The organism is Lactobacillus sp. UMNPBX15, from assembly GCF_002553785.1.
GTDB classification, from domain to species: domain Bacteria; phylum Bacillota; class Bacilli; order Lactobacillales; family Lactobacillaceae; genus Lactobacillus; species Lactobacillus crispatus.
Genome location: NZ_PCYV01000002.1, coordinates 93,437 through 113,574 on the forward strand (window position 1 = coordinate 93,437; position 20,138 = coordinate 113,574).

Below are 20,138 nucleotides of genomic sequence, written 5' to 3' on the forward strand. Positions count from 1 at the left end.
AAAATGCCTCAATGAGGCATTTTTTCTTACTATTTTTTCTTAGTCATTAAGCCGTCCATCATTTCATAAATATGGTCGGCGTATTTTTCTAGCCGCGGATCATGCGTTACTAGAATAACGGCCTTGTCACGCTTTTTCGCTAAATCCTTAAACAATTGTCCTACTTCTTCCACATTTTGCGTATCTAGCGAAGCAGTCGGCTCATCGGCTAACAAAATATCTGGGTTAGCATATAAGGCCGTCGCGATTGCTACTCGCTGCTGTTGCCCACCAGATAATTCATTTGGATACTTATTAACCAGCTTTTCAATCCCTAGCTGCTTGAGTAAGCCTTGCAATTTATCTTGCGACAAATTATTTTGCTTTTTTACTTTATCAATCAAAGTAAATTGCTCTTTAACTGTCAAAAATGGAACTAAATTATAAGCTTGTAAAACAAAGCCAATTTTATTCAAGCGTAGTTCTCCACTTTGCTTAGCAGAAAAATTACTAATGTCTCGACCATTAATCAAAATTTCACCTGAAGTTGGTTTTTGCAAGGACCCGGCGATCGTCAAAAATGTACTTTTACCAGCGCCTGAAGGCCCCATAATTAAAACCACTTCACCCTTATTAGCCTGAAAATTGATATCTTTCAAAGCTGCAACTTTAGCTTCGCCTTTACCATAAACTTTATTAACATCTTTTAATTCAATTACTGCCATTTTACTCACCAATTGCCTTTGCTGGATCAACCTTCAAAATTGATCTAATCGGAATCAAACTACCAATAATACCCATGACTAGCATCCCTAACGTACCACTAATCATAATTGCTGGCGTAAAGGTCATTGGCACAGCTGCTGGTAAAGTTAAATCAGTTAACCACATCAAGATAATCGCAATTACAACACCAATAGCTACTAAAATTATGGATTGACTGATCGTTGCACCAACTAAAGTTTTACTTGGAATTCCTTGAGCCCGCATAACGGCAAAATTATGCATTTTTTGCATAGTTAAAATATATAGGAAAACAGCAATCACGATCAAAGAAATAACAAATAAGAATCCAATCATCAATTCAAAAGTTAAGTTTTGAGCCGTATATCCTGGAAGCTTATTAATAAAGGCTTGAATTGGGTATGTCTTGGCATCCTTATAATTGAATTTATAATTACTATTCTTTGAAACAACTGCAGAAGCGGCTACATTAGGAGCGACCATCCGCAGTTTTTTCCAAGTTTTCATTGAGCCATAAACAATTGGCGCAATATTAATCTTGGCGTTATTTACAAAACCAACAATTTTATATTTTTTCTTAGAGCCATTCAGAGAAATTTGATCCCCAAGCTTGTAGCCTTTGTCTTTGAAACTACTGTCTACTGTAATCTGATTACCATTCTTTGCTTTTTTCCCAGCAATTATATCTTGATCTTGATAAATAAACTGGTCTTTTTTGATGCCTAAGAATTGAGCTGAAATTGAGTTTTTTCCCTTTTTCTTAGCTACAATTCCTAATTGACCAATAATTGCTTCATTCTTGCCAATTTTTGCGTTTTTTAGATCGTCTTTTGTCAGAATTGACTGACTCATGCTGATATTGGCATTTTTATTTAAAACAATCTTTTGCGCATTCCAATTTTCAATTGCTTGTGTATTCTGACTTGCTAACCCAACAGCCAAAGATGACAACATAAAAATTAAGTAGCTGATCAAAAAGATCATCAAAATAATCAAGCCATAGCGCAATTTTTCATGCTTAATTTCTTTCAGTGCTAGAAACATAACTACATCCCCTTTGCTAGTATGTCCAGGCTCTTCTTATAGCGCGCCAAGTTCTTTTCCTGATTTTCGGGATCTGATAGGCATAAGTTGATAACTTCATGACTAAGTACCATGGCACTCCACAATTGTGGCCCCATATTCAACAATTGTCTTGAATAAATTTTGAAATTATCTGGTATCAAGTACTCATTTTGCGACATATGCAATTTCATCATTGGTTCATATTTACTGTATTGAACTTTATCAATAAACTTAACTACTCTTGCATAAAAATGATTAGGATCAAATTTTTCATTAGGACTCATCCTAGCATGAATGTCTTCAATAGCGATGTGATACATATAAACATATGCATCAATTAAATCATCAAAATATTTATAAAATGCTCCTCGAGCAATGTTGGCATTCTTAACAATATGTGACACCTTAGCATCTGCTAACGGATAAGTGCTGAATTCTTCTAACAACACCGCTTCAATACGTCTACGTTTAGCAGACGGTAAATTTTTAAAAGTTTGCTTAACCATTTTGTTTTCCCCTTTTCCAACACAAATGACGACTTGTCATCAATTACTTATATCATAGCTGATTGTGACGAGTTGTCAATACATATACAAAAAAAGAAGGCCTCTGCCTTCCTTCTCTAAACTAAAACTCGATTATAGTAGTACAACCTAGCAACACCATCACGGACGCTAAATTTACTTAATGCACAATTATTTGGCGTATCTATCTTGTCCATGTCGCCATTACTCAAATAATGAGCTGCCATCATTCGAATCAAACGACCATGTGCCACTACTAATACCTTACCTTCTGGATATTTTTGATATATTTCGTCTAAAAAGTTAGCGCAACGTGCTTCAAACTCTTCGTAGCTCTCACCATTTTTGGCATATTTAACATAGTCGCGAGTAACTTTTCCCCATGGATCAACGACATCTGGATATTCCTTAGCAATATCATCCATCTTCTTGCCGTCCCAATCACCAAAATCAAATTCCAGCAAACGTTTGTCTAAATTTAATTTCTTTTTACCTTTAGTAAAAATTTTCGCAGTCTCTACTGCTCTCTTCATTGGACTGGAATAAACAACATCAAATTTATTTTCATCAAACTTAGCGGCGGATTTTTTAGCATATTCACGACCAAATTCATTCAAGTCTGCGTCAACTTGTGCGCCCTGAATTCGATTATCTTTATTCACGTCTGTTTGTCCATGACGAATAAAAACTATTTCCATTTTTTACATCACCTTTTCTTAAAATCATACCCTTATTTAACTAATCTTTCCATTTCTTTACTGTTTTTTTAGCGTTTTGAAATTTAAAAAGCTTAAAATATAAATAGATAATTAGAAAGGGGAAACATTATGTCCCGCGTTACAATTGAAAGAGATGGTCTCACCTTAGTAGGAGACCGCGAAGAACCATTCGGCGAAATCTATGACATGGCTATCCTCATGCATGGTTTTACCGCTAACCGCAACACTGAATTATTAAGACAAATTGCCGATGATCTACGCGACGAAAATGTCGCTAGCGTCCGTTTTGACTTTAATGGTCATGGCGAAAGTGACGGCAAGTTTGAAGATATGACTGTGCCAAACGAAATCGCTGACGGCAAGGCAATCTTAGAATACGTTCGCACCGATCCACATGTACGTAATATTTTCTTAGTTGGTCATTCCCAAGGCGGTGTAATTGCATCAATGCTTGCCGGTCTTTATCCTGATGTGATTAAAAAAGTTGTCCTTTTAGCACCAGCTGCTCAATTAAAAGACGATGCACTTAAAGGTAACACACAAGGCGCAGTCTATGATCCTAACCATATTCCTGATACTGTTCCACTAGTCGGCAATAAATTAGGAATGAAATTAGGCGGATTTTATCTCCGAACCGCTCAAGTTTTACCGATTTACGAGGTCTCTGCCCGCTTTAGTGGCCCAGTATCAGTCATTTATGGTACTAATGACCAAGTAGTTAACCCTAAATATGCTAAAAAATACCATGATATTTATGAAAATAGCGAACTTCATGCCATTACGGATGCAGATCACAGATTCACTGGTCAATACAAAAAGTCAGCATCAGATTTAACTGCTCAATTTTTAAAACCATTATTTTAGCGCCGAGTAAAGTCGAACTCAGTACGAAAGACGTAATGATCCTTAGTACTTACGTCAGGTTCAAATTGAAATTCAAAATCATTAAAGTCCTGCAAATCTGTGGGATTTTTTATTTGCTTCTCGGCAATGTAGCGCACCATTTCACCACGAGCCATCTTAGCGTGAACCCCAACGGTCTTCCACTTACCATTTTTTAGTTCCTGAAAGTCAACCGTAATTAATTGTCGTCCTTGACTCAAATAAGGTTTAACCAAACCTGTATATTGCTTGGAAGCCAAATCGATAACTATATTATCTTCTTGAAATAAATTTTCAGCGATATCACTGCCCCAGAAATGATACAAGCTATAATCACGAAAACCAACCATTTTAGTATTTAATTCTAGGCGATATGGGCAAACACCATCAAAAGGCCGGAGCATACCATAAAATCCTGATAGAATCCGCAAATTCTTTTGAATATAGTCAAGTGCAGGTTGTGTAAATAAATCCGGAGCCATATATTGGTATTGAATTCCTGAAAAAGCCAAAATTGCAGGAGTTAATCGTTCATCCAAATTCATATTTTCTAGTTGCAATATGCTTTGCTTAGTCACATTTTCACTAGCATGCCAAAGGTCTTTTAACTGCTCATTTGACCTTGACTTGAGAAATCTTTCTAGAATTCGTGTCTTATCCAAGAACTGCGGTTTTGACTGAATTGGAAATGAATCACGATCAATTTTCATAATTTTTGCAGGTGCAATAATAATTTTCATTTTTAGATTTTGTTCCTTTACGGTAAACTTAAATTGTGATTAATAAGGAGGAAAAATAATGAATCCTGATTTTGCAATTGTCTTAAATTATCAACTTAATGATAAGGCTGATGCCGACTTTTTAGTAAAAACAGCCCGTAATATCGGTGCTCGTGCAGTGATGACTGACAGGCAAACTGAAGATTTCAAAACAGCTTGCGCTAAGTATACTATTTTTTTAGCTAATCCAGAAAATAGTACTGACTTAACTAAGGATAACGTCATTGATACCATGGTCAATAACCGTAAAGCTGGTAAGACTACAATTATTAATGTGCCCGTTGAAGCAGGCAAGTTTTCTGCCGCAACTCAAGCAATGCTGGATACGATCAATGATTGGATGCACCAATTCGGTCACGCCTTCAACGAAGGAAAAACTAGTGCTTTAACCAGTAGCGATGGTTTTATTTTAGAAAATCGCCACGCAAATTACCAAAAATATGTCTTCTTACCTAGTCCTCTTCCTGACAAAATCGTGGTAGAAGGCCTAGTCGAAGAACCTAACCGGGTAGAATGGATTGAACATCGAACTGATCTTGATTTTAACTATAAGGATCAAAAATTAACTATTAACTTAGTCAAACCAGATGATGAGTTTGCTTGGCAAGTGTTGCGAATTCAAGCCCACCGACCTGAAGATGACATTTTAGAAACGAAATTTTAGTAAAAAGGCGTTCTTTGTAGCAGAACGCCTTTTTACAATCTTATGTAATTGCTATTTCTATTTTCAAAAAAATTTATTCTTGCTTAAGCTTTAACTACTTAACCATTATCAAAAAATTCTCTAAAACGACGTGCTTCTTTATCCAGAGTAATTTCATCATTAACTTGCGATAACTTATAACCAACAAAATAAGGTGGCGCTTCAAAACGTGTAATATATTTAGCACAAATACCGTCATCATTACGCGGATAAAAGAATAGATTATAAGAATCGCAGCGGCCATTATACATGATATTTAACAAATACTTGGCACCACTTTGAATCCAGTCAGCCCACAAGTCAATGCTATTTTTATCTAACAAGTTAATATTGAGCTCAGTGTAGCCTTGAACGGGATGTTCAGCAATGTTAACTTCTACCCCACTTTTTTCAAAAAGGGTCTCACCTTCAAAATTATTCGGGTGAATATATTTATAGCCATCTTCATGTTCAAAGCCAACTATCTGCATATGCGGGTGAATCAAGGAACCACCTGAATGTGGACCATAGTTCTTGTACCAAACAATTGACTCATATTGGTCACTAGCCTGCATTTTTTCAAAACAAGCTAGCGCAAAATGCATCAACTTGCGATTATGTTCCTGCGTATAAGTACTAATATCGCCGTTATGATCACTAGATTCAATTAGTACAGTCTGCCAGGTATCGCGCAAGGTCGGGAACTTATTCTTAAGCCAAATCATGTCATCTTCCTTGGCGTAAATATCAGTTAAATTTTCAACATCACAAAATGGGCAAACGTTTTTCTTCTTATCCTTACGATATGATTGCGGTTTGCCTTTAGCAATGCTCATTTGAAAAACAAGTGGATCATTAGTCATATTTATTCCTTTTTTTTATTTAAAATAGTTTAAAGTCTAATGGGTAAAGTTTTAATATAATGTAAAATATTTTGTAGCTTTACTAGCATAAAAATACTTGTTATACTGTGTCAAAACAAACATTTATTCGAAATTTACTAAGAGATGGGTTTTAATAATGCAATCTAGAACAGAAATGAGAAAACGAAATAATCGCAACAATCTCTATCTTATTATTATTGGCATAATTGTCGTAATTGCAATTATTTGTGGCTTTATCATTCATAATCAAAGAGTGGCTGCTGAACGTAGCCAGCGTGAATATGCTTCTACCCACTTCAACCCTAATGTAACAATTTATGGTGTGCAAGTAGGCAAGCTTACTGTTAACAAGGCGACTGCTAAGATCAATAAACAAGCTGATAATGTCGTCTTTTTAAGAAATAAAAAGATTATTGCTGAAAAAGACGACAAGGTTCAAACTATCAGTCAAGCTGAAGTTAAAAATATTTTTACTAAACAACATACTGATTTGCCAAGTAAGCAAAAATACGTCTTCAAATCCGCCAAAATGGATGAAGCCAAAAAGAATTTGCAAAAGATTCAAAAGGCTGTAGTCACCTATAAGATCAATGGCCAGGAATTCAAGCTAAAAGCTGATGACCTAATTCACGAAGTTACTTACAAAGGTGGTAAATATAAATTCACCGATGTAAAAAAACTGCATGCTAAAATGGAAGCGATCGATCAAGAAGTTAAAACTCTAAAGAAGAGTTATAAATTTACTGTTCCTACTGGTAACAAAGTCAATGGCAAAACGATTACGGTAAAAACGAAAGCTATGGTTGGGGAATTTATGTCAAGAAGGCTGTGGCTGCAGTAGAAAATGCTTTTATTAATGGTCAAGATGTTGTTGATGGTAGTAAGTATATTTATGGCGAGGGTTATAGTACCTATGCTCATGGCTATGGCAAAAGCAATCATGGTATCGGTCAAAACTATGTCGTTGTCTCCATCAAAAATCAGGAACTATGGGTTGTCCGTAAAGGGAAAGTTGCCGTTCACTTAACTGACGTTGTCACAGGTACTGAAAATAAGAGTAACGCTACTCCTAAAGGTGTTTGGTACATCATGTACAAAGAATCACCTAGCGTATTGCGTGGTTATAACGACGATGGCTCTAAGTATGCCTCCAAAGTACAATATTGGATGCCATTTACTTTGAGCGGCTGTGGCTTACATGACGCTAGCTGGCGTAGCGATTGGAGTAAGTCAGCCTATCTTACTGGTGGCTCACATGGCTGTGTTAACATTCGTCCAGCTGAAATTAGAAGTGTTTGGAACAACGTTTTAACTAACGATGCTGTTATCGTATATTAAAAAATAAAGATTAATCGCCTACTTCAATTGAAGCAGGCGATTTTTTTGCGTAAAATTAATAGAAAAGATATAGATTTTTGAGAGGATTAGACATGTTAATTATTGGTATTATCTGCCTATTTGTGGCAGTGATTTCTTACTTCAAGTATCTTAGCGAAAAAAACGGACAAGCCAACCAAAAGCAAGCAGAAAACAAAAACGAGGCAAAATGGCAACGCACTTTAGCCATCATTTTCCTCGTTTTCGGAATTTTATTAATCGGTTATTGGATTGCATTGCGCTAAAAAAGACGTGAATTTTCACGCCTTTTTTAATGAAAATGCCCGGAAATCCCCGTATTTTAATGCGGGGATGGATAGGGCCAAGCTGATCTAGCAGTCAGCTTTTTTTATTTTAAAAATAGAGACATATGTTCGGCTTTCCTGTAAAATATAAATATCTAATATACAGAAGGAGATGAAACACATGAAAAGAATGAGCAGTTTAGCCTATCATTTTGGCATCAAGCTTCGCTTTTATCCTAGTTCTAAGCAAAAGAAGATCATCAAGCTAAACTATGATGCGCAACGCTTTGTCTACAACTCTTATGTAGGACGCAATCGGACTAGCTACCATGCTAAGCACTACTTAGCTGTTAGACAATATCGAGCAATGCCTTTTGCCTTTTCTATTCTTAATAATTATGAGACTAGGTTGGCAGAAGAAGTAGTCACTAATAGCGAACTATTGGCTAAGCCAAAGAATATCCGCGATACTTATAGCTTTTTGCGTGTTAAAGAAATTGATAGTCTCGCTCTTGCCAATGCCATTCAAAATTATCAGAAGGCTTGGAACAACTATCGTAAGATTGGTCATGGAATCCCAACTTTCCATAAAAAACGCAGCGACTGGTCATATCAGACCAACTGTCAATATCCTAAGCAAAAAGAAGCTTTTCTTGATAATGGGACGGCTAGGTTTATTGATGCTCAGCACGTTAAACTGCCTAAGCTGGGAATTGTCCGCATTGTTGGCTTAAGAAAACTAATCAAAGAGCGCTTGCTTAATCATATTCCAACTAGAATTGGGACAGTGACGATAAAAAAGACCGCTGATGACCAATTCTACTTATCAATGCAGTTAGGCAGCGATATTGCCTTTGTTAAGGAATTGCCTAAAACACAAAGTCAAATTGGCATTGATCTTAATTTAGATAATTTCCTGACGGAATCGAACGGAACAATGGTCGCTAATCCACGCTTTTACCGCAAAGCCAAAAAGAAGCTGGCTCGTGCTCAACGAGTATTATCTCGCAGGCAGCGCCGGGCTAAAAAAGAAGGACGCAATTTGCGGCTAGCAAAAAACTATCAAAAGCAGCGTTTAGTTGTAGCTAAACTGCACGATAAGATCAGAAGACAGCGTAATGACTTCTTGCAAGTTCTCTCAACTGCACTAATCAAAAACCACGATTTAGTAGTTGCCGAGGAACTAAGAAGCAGAAACCTGTTAAAGAATCATGCCTTGTCTCAAGCCATTTCTGATGTCGGTTGGCGCAGCTTCCTGAATATGCTGGCATATAAGGCAAACTTATATGGCAAAGAGTTCAAAACAATTGATCCTAAGTACACCACTCAAAGATGCCATCAATGTGGCAGTATTATGGGGCAAAACGGTTATAAGAAACTAACGCTTAAAGATCGAGAGTGGACTTGTCCAATCTGTCGAACGCACCATATCCGCGATTGGAATGCGGCAGTGAACATCTTAGAAAAAGGGTTAGGCAAGTGGCAGAATCCTAAAATAAAAAAAGCAGCCTAGGCTAGGCTGCAGTCCGCTGGCAACTCACGGACTCAAAAGGCTTTGGTAAATAGACGACCTCTATCGGCAATAGTCAAAAGATTATTGCTGGTAAGTCAAGTCCGTATCTAAGCAAGTTGGTGTTCTGGTTAGCGCAAGCTAACGAGCCACCAAGCCCCAGAATTTATTCTGGGGTAGTTGACATATAATTGATTACCACGTTACCCATGTTAGCTCTACCCTTTAAAACCAAGGTTGGGCCGCCTCCATTGCTCTTGCCTTTTACAATAACATTGCCTAAGCTAACGCTCAATTGATTCTCTAGCTCCCATGATAGTGGAATATAGAGATTAACATTGCCCATTGAAGCTGTTAAATTCAAAATTACTGTATCTCCTGCCGCCTTCGCATCATCGAGATAAATATTAGCATTACCAAATGACGCATCTAGCGTAATTGATTGCAAATGTTGGGAGTGAATGTAACGCGAAGAATCGCCAGCTATTTTTTGATTAATAACGATGTTGTCGCCATCTTCAATGATATCTTGATGGCTGACGCGATGTTTTGGTTGGGCGTTTGCTTCTGCATCCCCATCGCCGCTACTCCAATCAAATGATTTTTGGATGGTTATCGTTGGTTTAACGCTTCTTTTAAAGAGTAAACTCAAGCCAATTGAAACCAGTAAAGCGATAAATAGGATCATCCAAGCTGATAAAAGCTTTTTAATTCCTAGCGGTCCGGCATAAGTAATTACCAAAAAGGCAATTGAGAAAACTGAAACATAGATACTGCGATCAAGCAAGCCTTTGATTAAGCAAGCCACAAAAATGACGGTCAAAATAATCATCCAAAAGCCTATTTTAAAACTTAATAGTCCCAATTGACTCACAACTAGGAGTACAGCTACAGCTAGCAATCCCACACCCCATAAAATTCTGCTAAAATTATTTTTCATAATTAAGACCTTCTTTCATCTAAGCGCATACGCAATTCTTTATAATATCGACGGGATGCATATACGGTTTTATAGGTATCATGAAATTGGATTTTACAATCCGAAATCGATCTAGTTAGACCATAAATTTGATCTAAATTAATAATTGTCGACTTGGAAATCCGCATAAAACCTGCGCCTAAAATATTTTCTAGCTCATACAATTTATGTTTATCCAAGCATGCCCTGTCTTGTGTATGTAGAATTACTTGCTTAGCATCTGTTTCAAAAAATAAAATTTTGTTCAGTGGTAAGTAGTAAGAAACATTATCCTTGAAGCACTCGATTTGATCTTCATGCTCTATATTTTGCAATTTGCGATAAAGCTGTTCCATTTCTGGAGAAATATTTTTAGCCTTAATAATCAATTCATCTTCTGAGGCATCTGGATCAATCTCAAGTTTTACTTTCATGTTCCTCACTCCCTTCCAAATCTGATAATCATATTAAAAAATATTTTAGCTAACTTTTCCATAGTTTTGAACTAAGCGGTAAATTTTACCTTCTAAGTGGTAAAAAAATAAGACGACATCTGCCGTCTTATTGCTTATTATCAATGTAAACTAGTAAAAAACGTTATCAATCCGAAAATAATTCCTGGAAAATTAGCCGTGAATAGCGGCCAATCTTTCTTTTCACCAAGAACTGCATAAAGTACCCAGATCGTGCAATTAATTGCAGCAACCAATGGCTGAACCGGATTACCATAATTTCCGTTCAAGTTATTAATAATTTGTGGAATATAAGAAACGTACATCAGTACAGATAACACGGATCCAATACGTCCTATAGTTAATACAGTTTTTCGATCTAATCCTTTAAATTTTTTCAACAAATCTCTCCCTTATCGTTTATTGTATGAAAAACCAGAGATCATTGCAAAAAATCTAATTTTAGTGGACACCTTCCATTAGCACATTAATTCTCTTAACTAAAAAGAACATTATTACCGCAAAGGCTACACTAACTAAGCCAACCACCATGAAATATTGTACTTCAGTGCCAGTTGAATAGAACTTAACAATTTGTGCATTCACTGCTTGTCCAGTTGCATCAGCCATAAACCACATACTCATCATTTGCGAACGATATGCATTAGGGGCCAGCTTGGTCGTAATTGATAAACCAATTGGTGAAATCAACATTTCAGCAATTTCAACTAAGAACCATGAACCAACTAGCCAAAATGGACTAACCTTGCCTGCTGTACCATAAAGCATCCCTGGCAAAGCCATCCACATATAAGATAGACCAGCAAAAACTAGCCCTGCTGCAAACTTGCCTGGAGCTGTTGGCTGCTTTTTCCAATGTTCCCAAAGCCAAACGAAGATTGGCGTTAAAATCATAATGAATAATGGGTTAAGAGACTGAAAGTTGGCTGCTGTAAAGTGCCAATTACCAATATGAAGCACGGTTCTTTGAGCGGCAAACAGAGCTAAAACTACTGAGCCTGATTCTTCAATGCCCCAGAAGATAGCTGCAGCAAAGAACAATGGAATGTAAGCCTTAACTCGTGAACGCTCAACCTTAGTTACTTTTGAACTACGTAGCATCATCACAAAGTAATAAATTGGCAGTGCAATTGCTAAAATAGTCAATAAAGTAATGACATTGTCAACGTTCAATTGACCAAAGCCGGCCATTGCAGCTAATACAAGGGCAATCACCACGAACCCAATAACTACCCACTTAATAATATTAAGCAAGTCACCCTTATCAATAGGATCATTAGGCGTCAAACTTTCAGGAGAAAGGTATTTTTTACCGCCCCAAACATATTGCACTAAGCCAAAGAACATCCCGATTGCAGCTAAAGAAAAGCCGGCATGGAAGTTCATTTCATTACCAAAAATATGAAAGCCAAAACCTTGTGCTGCCCATGGAACTAACCAAGGTGCAAGAAACGATCCTAAGTTAATCCCAAAGACAAAGATGCTAAAACCCGCATCTCTTCTGCGATCTTCAACTGAATAAAGACCACCAACCATGTCAGATACATTTGGCTTTAATAAACCAGTACCAACCACAATTAAGGCAATTGAAGCATATAACGCCGTTACACCAGCTGGAAGTGCCAAGACAATGTGACCTAACATGATCAAAACGCCGCCATAAAAGACGGTTTTTCTTGAACCCCAAACACGATCAGACAGCCAGCCGCCAACTAGGGTTGATAAATAAACAAGTGAACCATAGATTGACATGATTGATGCAGCCGTTGTTTGGTCCATTCCCAGACCACCTTTGGTGACTGCATAATACATGTAGAAAAGCAGGATGGCGCGCATTCCGTAGTAACTGAAGCGCTCCCACATTTCAGTAAAGAATAACGTGGACAAACCCTTTGGTTGTCCGAAAAATGCTGTATTTGAATCTTGTTTCCCCAAATAAAAACTCCCTTCTTATCATAGATAAGCACAATAGAAATAATTATACCACGAAAAATAAGGATCCACTTTTTACAGTGAATCCTTATTTATTAGGTAATTATTGCTTCAAATTAATCGATTGCTTTAGCAACTGCATTGTTAACAGCTACTTTTTCAGCTTCGATCAAGTCAACTTTACCTTCAATAACTTTAATATCCATCTTAATTTCACGACTAAGAAGTGGAATATTTACCTTTGGTTCAAAGAATTCTTTAAATTCTTTAAGTCTAGTTGGAGTATGGAAGACGCGAGTAGTTACTGTGATGAATGTTGTAAATTCCATGTCACCACCGACAGTCTTATCAAGCCAATCCCAATCTTCTCTAATCCAGTCCCAGGCTGCTTGTTGACCATGATGGTTGCTGAGCAAACCAGCATACCAGCCACGCAAGTCTTGTGGTTTAATTACGTCAGCATTTTCAAAATTATCAACAATTAACGCAACTTCGGCCGGATCAATCGTACTAGTAATTGCGCTACGAAGATCAACTTTGTATGAAGGATCAGCGGTTCTTTGATATTCCTTGATTAGGTTTTCGATTAGATTGTGGCTACCAAAGTTCTTTACTTCATTGATTAAAACATACGGACGAACATCAGCATTCATTGCTTCTAAATTGTCTTCATTAGCAGTGAAAATCTCATGAGCTGTTTTAATTGAGTCTTTATTTTCAGCGTAAAGACTGGCACTTAATTCATATGGACGAATTTGTGCATCTTCATCGCTTTCACCTGGCTTAACTTTCCAGCCCAAACGAGCAACTTGACCAGCGGATAACTTGTCATAAAGCTTCTTTAAGTCCTTTTCTTGAGCTGATTCAGGTTCAACAAATTGGCGCAACTTAGCAGCAGTAGCGTAAAGAGCATTAATAACTACACTTGACTTCGAGTCAGCAAATTTAGTCAAAAGTGGCACAACAGCAGCATAAGAAATTTGTTTACCTTCTGCTAAAAGACGTAAGTCTTGCAATAATTGCAATTTGGCAATTGGATCAAGTTCATCAACATGAGCCAAAATATCATCAAGCAAAGTCTTGTCATACTTAACGATAAAGTGTGAGTTGTTACCTACATTAATTCTAAGTGGGTGACCTGCTTCACTACGTAAATTCTTGTAGTAACCTAAGTCGATTTCCTTATCAGACATAATCTTAGGTGCCTTGAAGTTAGCATTCAACGGAATTTGCCATTGTCTACCAACGTCTTTACCTTCACCAATGAAGAATTGTTGTTGTGAAAGCTTTAAGTGACCATCGCTACTATCAACATATGCACTAACTACTGGATAACCTGGTTGCTTTAACCATGAGTGCATAATCTTGCCAATATCAAGGTCAGTTGCGGTTGAAAGAGCATCCCAAAGATCATCACCAGTGGCATTACCAAACTTGTGGTGATCAAAGTAATACTTCAAGCCTTTTCTTAAGGCATCGTCACCAAGAAGTGAACGAACCATAACTAACATTCTAGAACCCTTGGCATAAACAATGGCACTGTCGAAGGCAGAGTCAATATCTGCTGGGTCATTGATTTCCATTTGAATTGGTTGAACACCGTCAGTAGCATCTCTAGTCAAAGCTGCAGGTGCTTCACTGGTTTGGAACATTTCCCAAATATGCCAATCAGGTTCTAGACCATCAACTGACAAGTATTCCATCATGTTAGCAAAACTTTCGTTAAGCCATAAATTATCCCACCATTTCATGGTTACTAAATCACCGAACCATTGGTGAGCCAATTCGTGAGTAATAACTGTAGCAACCAATTTCTTCATTTCAAGGCTAGTATTGTCTGGATCAAGCAGTAAATATGCTTCACGGTAAGTTACTAACCCCCAGTTTTCCATGGCACCAGCACTGAAATCTGGCAAAGCCAATTGCAATGATTGTGGAAGTGGATACTTAGTTTGGTAAAATTCTTCGTAAAATTCAATTGCGTTCTTAGCAACACCCAAAGCAAAGTCTAATTCCTTAGGCTTGTGGGCCTTAGTTGCATAAACACCAATTAAGACGCCATCCTTAGTGTGAGTAGTCTTTGATTGCAAATCACCAAAGGCAAAGGCAACCAAGTAACTAGACATGCGAACAGTTTCTTCAAAGTGGTGGTAGCCGTCCTTGTCCACTTCAACTTCAGGCATATTGGCAAGAGCAACTTCGCCATCTTCTTCATCCCACTTAAGGGCTAAAGTAAAGGTAGCCTTAGCTTCTGGTTCGTCGATACATGGGAATGCTTGACGAGCAAAAGTGGTTTCAAATTGAGTACCAATAATTTGCTTCTTCTTACCTTCTAACTCGTAGTATGAAGGATAAATACCCATCATAGTATCAGTAAGTGGTGCACTATAAGCAATTTCAATTACAGCCTTGCTGTTTACACCAGTTGAAATTTTGATAGCTTCCTCTTTTTCAAGTACTTCAAAATCTACCTTTTTACCATCAACCTTAACGCTGTCAATGGTCATATATTTTTGGTTAATAAATACTGGATTTTCAATTACTTCACCGGTAATCGTTGAAGTACCATTAATTTCCTTTTGCTTACGGTTTACGTTAATACGTAAATCATAATGTTCTGGGTGGAAAGTTTCATAAAAACGTTTAACTGACATATTTTTCCTCCTAATTAATAGATCATTTACTTTTAATTTTACCAAAATAAAGAAAAAAGCGCTCAAAAAAGGCTATTTCTTATTGATTGTAAGGATGACGTTTCAGTTCTGTAACATTGCTGTCATATTGAGCTTGTACTATAGAAGCATAGTCATTAAGAAATAAATAAGTTTTGAAAGAATTAATTAAATTTAATAAGGAATGAATACATCAATGAATAAACATGTTAAATCTACTTTAGTAAAAATCTTAGCTGCCTTAGCACTTGCCTTTGCTTGTGTTGCAGTTGCAAATGCTTTTTCTACCAATACTTCAACTACTCAAACTGTTCAAGCTGCAAGAAAGCTTTCAAAAGCTGAAAAAGCTGCTAAGAGATGGATCGCAATGCGCGAATCAGGTGGTAGCTACACTGCTAGAAACGGTGTTTGTTACGGCAAATACCAATTAAACATTGGCTACTTACATGGTAACCTTTCACCTAAAAACCAAGAACGTGTTGCTGATAATTACGTTTACGGTCGTTACGGTTCATGGGTTAACGCCAAGAGATTTTGGTTAGCTCACAACTGGTACTAAAATTAAATTCCTTTAATTCCCAAAAGCTAAAGAAAACCAGCTTAGTCCAATTGACTAAACTGGTTTTTGTTTTACTCAAAATTATCTTGCTTGATAAAACGATAAAGTGCAATGACTAAAACTAAGATCGAGCACGCCATCCCTACATAGGCCATTGTTCCAATGTGGACAGCATTGTTAGCAGCCTCACGGGCTACTTGATTTTCCATTGCATAGCCCACAACCCATTTACGCATTAATACCGGCGTCAAGACAAAACTAACTGTACTAATAATTGAAGTCACTAACGCTACATTACGCGAATATGGTTCTTTAAAGAACTGTGCTAATACGCAGAATGCTGGAGCAATCATCAATAGCAAGATCCACATAATAATCCAGCGCCCAGAACTTGAATTCATCATCTGCGCACTATTAGTGGCATAACGATATGAGCTCCAAAGCGATCCACCAGATAAGGTATTAAGCAAACTCAAGAAATAAGATCCACGTTGTCCATAAACACCACCATTATTGGACAGAATACCTTGAACAAGTTGGAAACTATCAGTTGATCCAGCCGATGAAAAATCGACCGACACAACTTGCTTCATATAAGTAGCTAAAAACATGGTAACTGAGCCACCTAATTCTAGTGCTCTTAACATGCTTAATTTTCTTGAAGCTTTCAGATGAAATTCCAGACTTAAAACTCGATCAGGATGGTGACTGTGACCAATGATAAAAATCCCTGCAATGACGATCAAGGCTAAGATAACCAATCCCCACCAGAATTTAATCATGGCGAAAAATAAGGCTAAAACAATAATCGCAACCGAAATATATGGTCGGTCAGAAAAAATATTCCAAAAGTTCAACTTAACATGATGGTAATTTTCCCTTGATGCATTTGCGACATTTTGATTAATAATCGGCTGAGGATTACTAATTTTTCTGCTGCGAAATTCTTCACGTGTTGTTGCTCTTGTCTTAGTATAATTGGTCCGTGAACGATCTGCGCCGGCTTGACCGTGCTCTTTTTTCATGCGATATTCACGCCGCGACATATGTGCCATAAACTGCAGCCCCCTTCTCAAAGCACTATAGTAGCACATTATCACTTTTTTGCTTGAATTAAGAATGAAATTTCAGAGAAAATTTAGCTTTGTTTTGCATGTGCTAAAATGAATATTAATAATTGTGCTTTTTTTTAGAAAGAGATGACTTTTTGACTAAAACTAAATCAGCAAAACTGCCAGCTGGTTGGCATATGGCCTTTTACACCTTATGGCTCGGTTGCTTTATCACTGGGATGGGCTATTCAATGACAATGCCCTTTATTTCACTATTTATTTCAGATTTGGGTAATTATTCTAAACTGCAAATCAATCTTTATTCAGGATTAGCTTTTGCAATGACTTTTATTGCCCAGGCAATAGTTTCACCATATTGGGGCGGCCTCGCTGATCGCAAAGGTAGAAAACTAATGTGTATGCGTGCTTCTGGTGTGATGGCTTTAACTATTACCCTAACTGGATTTGCACCCAATGCAATTTATATTATTGTAATGCGTTTTATTCAAGGTTCTTTTTCTGGTTATATTAACAACGCCACCGCTTTAATGGCAAGTGAAACGCCGCATGAACGTAGCGGCTGGGTCATGAGTCAAATGATGACGGCCGGGACTGCCGGAAATTTGGTTGGACCGCTATTAGGTGGTGCTCTCTCCAGCTTCTTTGGCAATATGTTTGGTGGCGCCTGGGGGTATCGGATTCCATTCTTCATTACCGGTGTTTTAATGTTCACCGTCTTTTTAGGTACAACGTTCTTAGTTCATGAAGACTTTACTCCAATTTCTCGTGAAAAGATGAAGCCAATGGGCGAAATCATGAAAAGTTTGCCTAGCGTTAAATTGATTGTGGTCATGTTTATTACAACAATGCTCGTTCAATCATCTACCATGTCAATTGACCCAATTGTTTCATTATATGTAAAGTCGATGATGCCCCATGGCGCAGATGTCGCCTTTGTAGCGGGTGTCGTTGCGGCAACGCCAGGTCTGGGGACTTTAATTGCCGCCTCACGAATCGGACACAAAATGGATGAAATTGGACCACTAAGCGTATTAAGGATCGGCTTAGTTGTTGGAGCGATTTTGTTTGTGCCAATGGCCTTGACTACCTCACCGTGGGTTTTGGCAGGATTGCGTTTCTTGTTGGGAATCGCCAGTGCAGGGATGCTGCCAGCTGCTCAGACTGTGTTAACTTTGAATACGCCAAGCGAAAGTTTCGGCCGTGTTTTCAGTTATAACCAGTCATTTCAAGCAGTTGGCGCCATGTTAGGATCATTAATGGGATCAACGATTTCCGGTTTTTCAAACTACGCAACAGTATTTTGGGTAACTGGATTTACGTTACTGGTCAACTTTGTGCTTGTTTTGATTTTTGCTTGGGGAATTTCTTATCGGAATAGATAGGTTAAGCATATTCCTAAAGTATGGAATTTAAAAATGGAATAAAAGAGTTTCAACAGGTTTAAAAATATATGTGTAATTGTGTTTCTTAAGTGTTATAAAGTGTGCTATAATCTCGCTACAAGGTGGTGAGATTTTTTATGTCTAGAATTATGTATTTAAAAGAAGCTGCTGCCTATCTTGGCAAAGCGCCGTTCACTCTTCAAAGCTGGGATCGAGCTGGGAAATTAAAAGCTCATCGAACAGCTAACAACAGACGATTTTACTATCAATCAGAGCTTGATCAGTATTTAGGCCTTGATCATAACGAGCCCATTGATAAACGCAAAATTGTGGCTTACGCGCGGGTATCTTCCAATGGGCAAAAAGACGATTTAAAAGATCAAGTTGCTTTTTTAAGGCAATTCTTGAATGCTAGAGGCATTATCGCCGATGAATATATCTCAGATATTGGATCGGGCTTAAACTATAAACGTCCTAAATGGCTTAAGTTGATCAAAGACATCGATGCAAATCAGATTAAAGAGATCTACGTTACTTATGAAGATCGCTTTATCCGTTTTGGCTTTAAGTTCTTTCAAGAATTTTGTGCTTGGCATGACTGTAAGATAATCGTCTTAAACAATGAGGATACTTCGCCAGATAAGGAGCTAGTGGAAGACTTAATTAGCATTATTCATGTTTTTTCATGCCGTCTTTATGGACTGAGAAGGTATAAAAACAAAATAAAGAACGATCCTAATTTAAAAGAATAAGCGATGCATCTATAAAAGGAGGTGGATAAAATGCCAGAATACTATATAAAAACCAAATCCTATGAGCTGTTTCCCAACAAACAGATGAAGGCTGTTTTTGATCGCAATTGCGATTATCGGAGATTCTGCTGGAATGAAGCCTTGGCTTTGTGGAATGACGAATACGACATTAGGCAGCTGATGCTTGATAAAGAGATCAAAGCTGAACTGCGAAAGGCCAAGAGTCAACGCAAATTTACTGCCGAACAAGAAGAAATGCTTGCCAGCTATCCTGCGCCTAATTGGAAAGCCATCAGGAATAAACTAGTGGCAGAAAAAGAAGACTGGCAATTTAGCTATTCAGCCCATCTATTGCAGCTAGCCGTACAGGATTTGGGCAAAGCCTGGCAAAATTTTTTCAATAAGGCTCAAAAAGATTGGGGCAAGCCTAAATTTAAATCTAAGCGGGCTCCCAAGCAAGGCTTCAAGAGCGACCAAGCTAGAATTGTTAATGGCAAGCTGGTTTTGGAAAAGCCTCAAGGGTTGAAAGCAAATTGGCAACCAATAAAATTGTCAGAAAAGCCTTTTGATTATCCTACAGGAACAATGTCTTTCTATCGAGTAAGGGATAGGTATTATGTGGCAATTCCATATAAGATCCCCAAAGATAGGTTCGAAGTCAAAAAGAAAACAGGCAAAGCGACCGGGGTAGATATAAACGTAGGCCATTTCAATTATGAAGATGGTCAGCTTTTGATTATTCCTAAGTCTTTGACCAAAACATACAGCAAAATAAAGCATTATCAAAAGCAGCTGGCAAAGAAGCGAACAGTCAACGGTAGAATTAAAGGTGCGCAAAGCAAGAAATACTTGAAGACGAGAATCAAGCTTCAGGCATCCTATCAGCGTGCCCAAAACATTCAAACGGATTTAATGCATAAATTTACTACTGAACTGGTAAACAATTA

20 protein-coding genes and 1 pseudogene are annotated in these 20,138 nt (G+C 37.6%); 9 read left to right on the top strand and 12 right to left on the bottom strand.

The features are described 5' to 3' along the window. Positions 1–29: 29 nt before the first annotated feature. From CP366_RS01350 to CP366_RS01365, 4 genes are all read right to left on the bottom strand, one after another. On the bottom strand, positions 30–704 hold the full coding sequence (locus CP366_RS01350; RefSeq protein WP_005721793.1) for an ABC transporter ATP-binding protein: 675 nt from the start codon (positions 702–704) through the stop codon (positions 30–32). 1 nt (position 705) lies between these two features. After that, a complete protein-coding gene (locus CP366_RS01355; RefSeq protein WP_005721794.1) occupies positions 706–1,767 on the bottom strand; it encodes an ABC transporter permease in 1,062 nt (353 codons plus the stop codon). Positions 1,768–1,769: 2 nt separating this feature from the next. Next, positions 1,770–2,294: a TetR/AcrR family transcriptional regulator gene (locus CP366_RS01360; protein WP_089147720.1), complete on the bottom strand. Its 525-nt coding sequence runs from the start codon at positions 2,292–2,294 to the stop codon at positions 1,770–1,772. 116 nt (positions 2,295–2,410) lie between these two features. Then, a complete protein-coding gene (locus CP366_RS01365; protein ID WP_060462439.1) occupies positions 2,411–3,010 on the bottom strand; it encodes a histidine phosphatase family protein in 600 nt (199 codons plus the stop codon). Between the two features lie 129 nt (positions 3,011–3,139). On the opposite strand from CP366_RS01365, the gene CP366_RS01370 reads away from it, so the two are divergent. Then, on the top strand, positions 3,140–3,895 hold the full coding sequence (locus CP366_RS01370; protein ID WP_005723752.1) for an alpha/beta hydrolase: 756 nt from the start codon (positions 3,140–3,142) through the stop codon (positions 3,893–3,895). Here the strand turns inward: CP366_RS01370 and yaaA are convergent. Next, complete coding sequence (gene yaaA, locus CP366_RS01375; protein ID WP_089147721.1) at positions 3,892–4,653, bottom strand: peroxide stress protein YaaA; 762 nt, start codon at positions 4,651–4,653, stop codon at positions 3,892–3,894. The genes CP366_RS01370 and yaaA overlap by 4 nt on opposite strands. A 58-nt stretch (positions 4,654–4,711) precedes the next feature. On the opposite strand from yaaA, the gene CP366_RS01380 reads away from it, so the two are divergent. Continuing rightward, positions 4,712–5,356, top strand: coding sequence for a hypothetical protein (locus CP366_RS01380; RefSeq protein ID WP_005721800.1), 645 nt, complete (start codon positions 4,712–4,714; stop codon positions 5,354–5,356). A 98-nt stretch (positions 5,357–5,454) separates the two neighbouring features. Here CP366_RS01380 and CP366_RS01385 read toward each other — a convergent pair whose 3' ends face one another. Continuing rightward, complete coding sequence (locus tag CP366_RS01385; RefSeq protein WP_089147722.1) at positions 5,455–6,237, bottom strand: DUF4931 domain-containing protein; 783 nt, start codon at positions 6,235–6,237, stop codon at positions 5,455–5,457. A gap of 157 nt (positions 6,238–6,394) precedes the next feature. Here CP366_RS01385 and CP366_RS01390 point away from each other — a divergent pair. The 3 genes and pseudogenes from CP366_RS01390 to CP366_RS01400 all read left to right on the top strand — a co-directional run bounded on the left by CP366_RS01390 (position 6,395) and on the right by CP366_RS01400 (position 9,393). Beyond that, positions 6,395–7,596, top strand: a pseudogene (locus CP366_RS01390) (L,D-transpeptidase family protein). Positions 7,597–7,688: 92 nt separating this feature from the next. Further along, on the top strand, positions 7,689–7,880 hold the full coding sequence (locus CP366_RS01395; RefSeq protein ID WP_013086978.1) for a hypothetical protein: 192 nt from the start codon (positions 7,689–7,691) through the stop codon (positions 7,878–7,880). 181 nt (positions 7,881–8,061) lie between these two features. Beyond that, positions 8,062–9,393, top strand: a complete 1,332-nt coding sequence (locus CP366_RS01400; protein ID WP_089147723.1) for an RNA-guided endonuclease TnpB family protein — start codon at positions 8,062–8,064, stop codon at positions 9,391–9,393. A gap of 163 nt (positions 9,394–9,556) precedes the next feature. On the opposite strand, the gene CP366_RS01405 is transcribed toward CP366_RS01400, so the two are convergent. From CP366_RS01405 to CP366_RS01425, 5 genes are all read right to left on the bottom strand, one after another. Beyond that, positions 9,557–10,330 (bottom strand): hypothetical protein, encoded by a 774-nt coding sequence (locus CP366_RS01405; protein WP_089147724.1) that lies wholly within the window; start codon positions 10,328–10,330, stop codon positions 9,557–9,559. Positions 10,331–10,332: 2 nt separating this feature from the next. Then, positions 10,333–10,782: a LytTR family DNA-binding domain-containing protein gene (locus CP366_RS01410; protein ID WP_013086981.1), complete on the bottom strand. Its 450-nt coding sequence runs from the start codon at positions 10,780–10,782 to the stop codon at positions 10,333–10,335. A gap of 140 nt (positions 10,783–10,922) precedes the next feature. Then, the gene (locus CP366_RS01415) at positions 10,923–11,159 is read right to left on the bottom strand and encodes a hypothetical protein (protein WP_369823047.1); all 237 of its coding nucleotides are present in this window, start codon (positions 11,157–11,159) and stop codon (positions 10,923–10,925) included. A gap of 103 nt (positions 11,160–11,262) precedes the next feature. Beyond that, positions 11,263–12,756 carry a peptide MFS transporter gene (locus CP366_RS01420; protein WP_089147725.1) on the bottom strand — a complete coding sequence of 498 codons (1,494 nt, stop codon included), beginning with the start codon at positions 12,754–12,756 and terminating at the stop codon, positions 11,263–11,265. 113 nt (positions 12,757–12,869) lie between these two features. Further along, positions 12,870–15,407, bottom strand: coding sequence for a M1 family metallopeptidase (locus CP366_RS01425; protein WP_089147109.1), 2,538 nt, complete (start codon positions 15,405–15,407; stop codon positions 12,870–12,872). Positions 15,408–15,621: 214 nt separating this feature from the next. Here CP366_RS01425 and CP366_RS01430 point away from each other — a divergent pair, with 214 nt between their 5' ends. Beyond that, on the top strand, positions 15,622–15,984 hold the full coding sequence (locus CP366_RS01430; RefSeq protein ID WP_005726721.1) for a hypothetical protein: 363 nt from the start codon (positions 15,622–15,624) through the stop codon (positions 15,982–15,984). A 71-nt stretch (positions 15,985–16,055) separates the two neighbouring features. Here CP366_RS01430 and CP366_RS01435 read toward each other — a convergent pair whose 3' ends face one another. Next, positions 16,056–17,039 (bottom strand): hypothetical protein, encoded by a 984-nt coding sequence (locus CP366_RS01435; protein ID WP_013086986.1) that lies wholly within the window; start codon positions 17,037–17,039, stop codon positions 16,056–16,058. A gap of 152 nt (positions 17,040–17,191) precedes the next feature. Here CP366_RS01435 and CP366_RS01440 point away from each other — a divergent pair, with 152 nt between their 5' ends. From CP366_RS01440 to CP366_RS01450, 3 genes are all read left to right on the top strand, one after another. After that, entirely contained in the window at positions 17,192–18,439 is a 1,248-nt protein-coding gene (locus tag CP366_RS01440; RefSeq protein WP_089147726.1) for an MFS transporter, read from the top strand. Between the two features lie 137 nt (positions 18,440–18,576). Then, on the top strand, positions 18,577–19,191 hold the full coding sequence (locus CP366_RS01445; protein WP_035443518.1) for an IS607 family transposase: 615 nt from the start codon (positions 18,577–18,579) through the stop codon (positions 19,189–19,191). Positions 19,192–19,221: 30 nt separating this feature from the next. Continuing rightward, the coding region (locus tag CP366_RS01450; RefSeq protein ID WP_098043572.1) for an RNA-guided endonuclease TnpB family protein at positions 19,222–20,138 on the top strand (917 nt) is incomplete at its 3' end.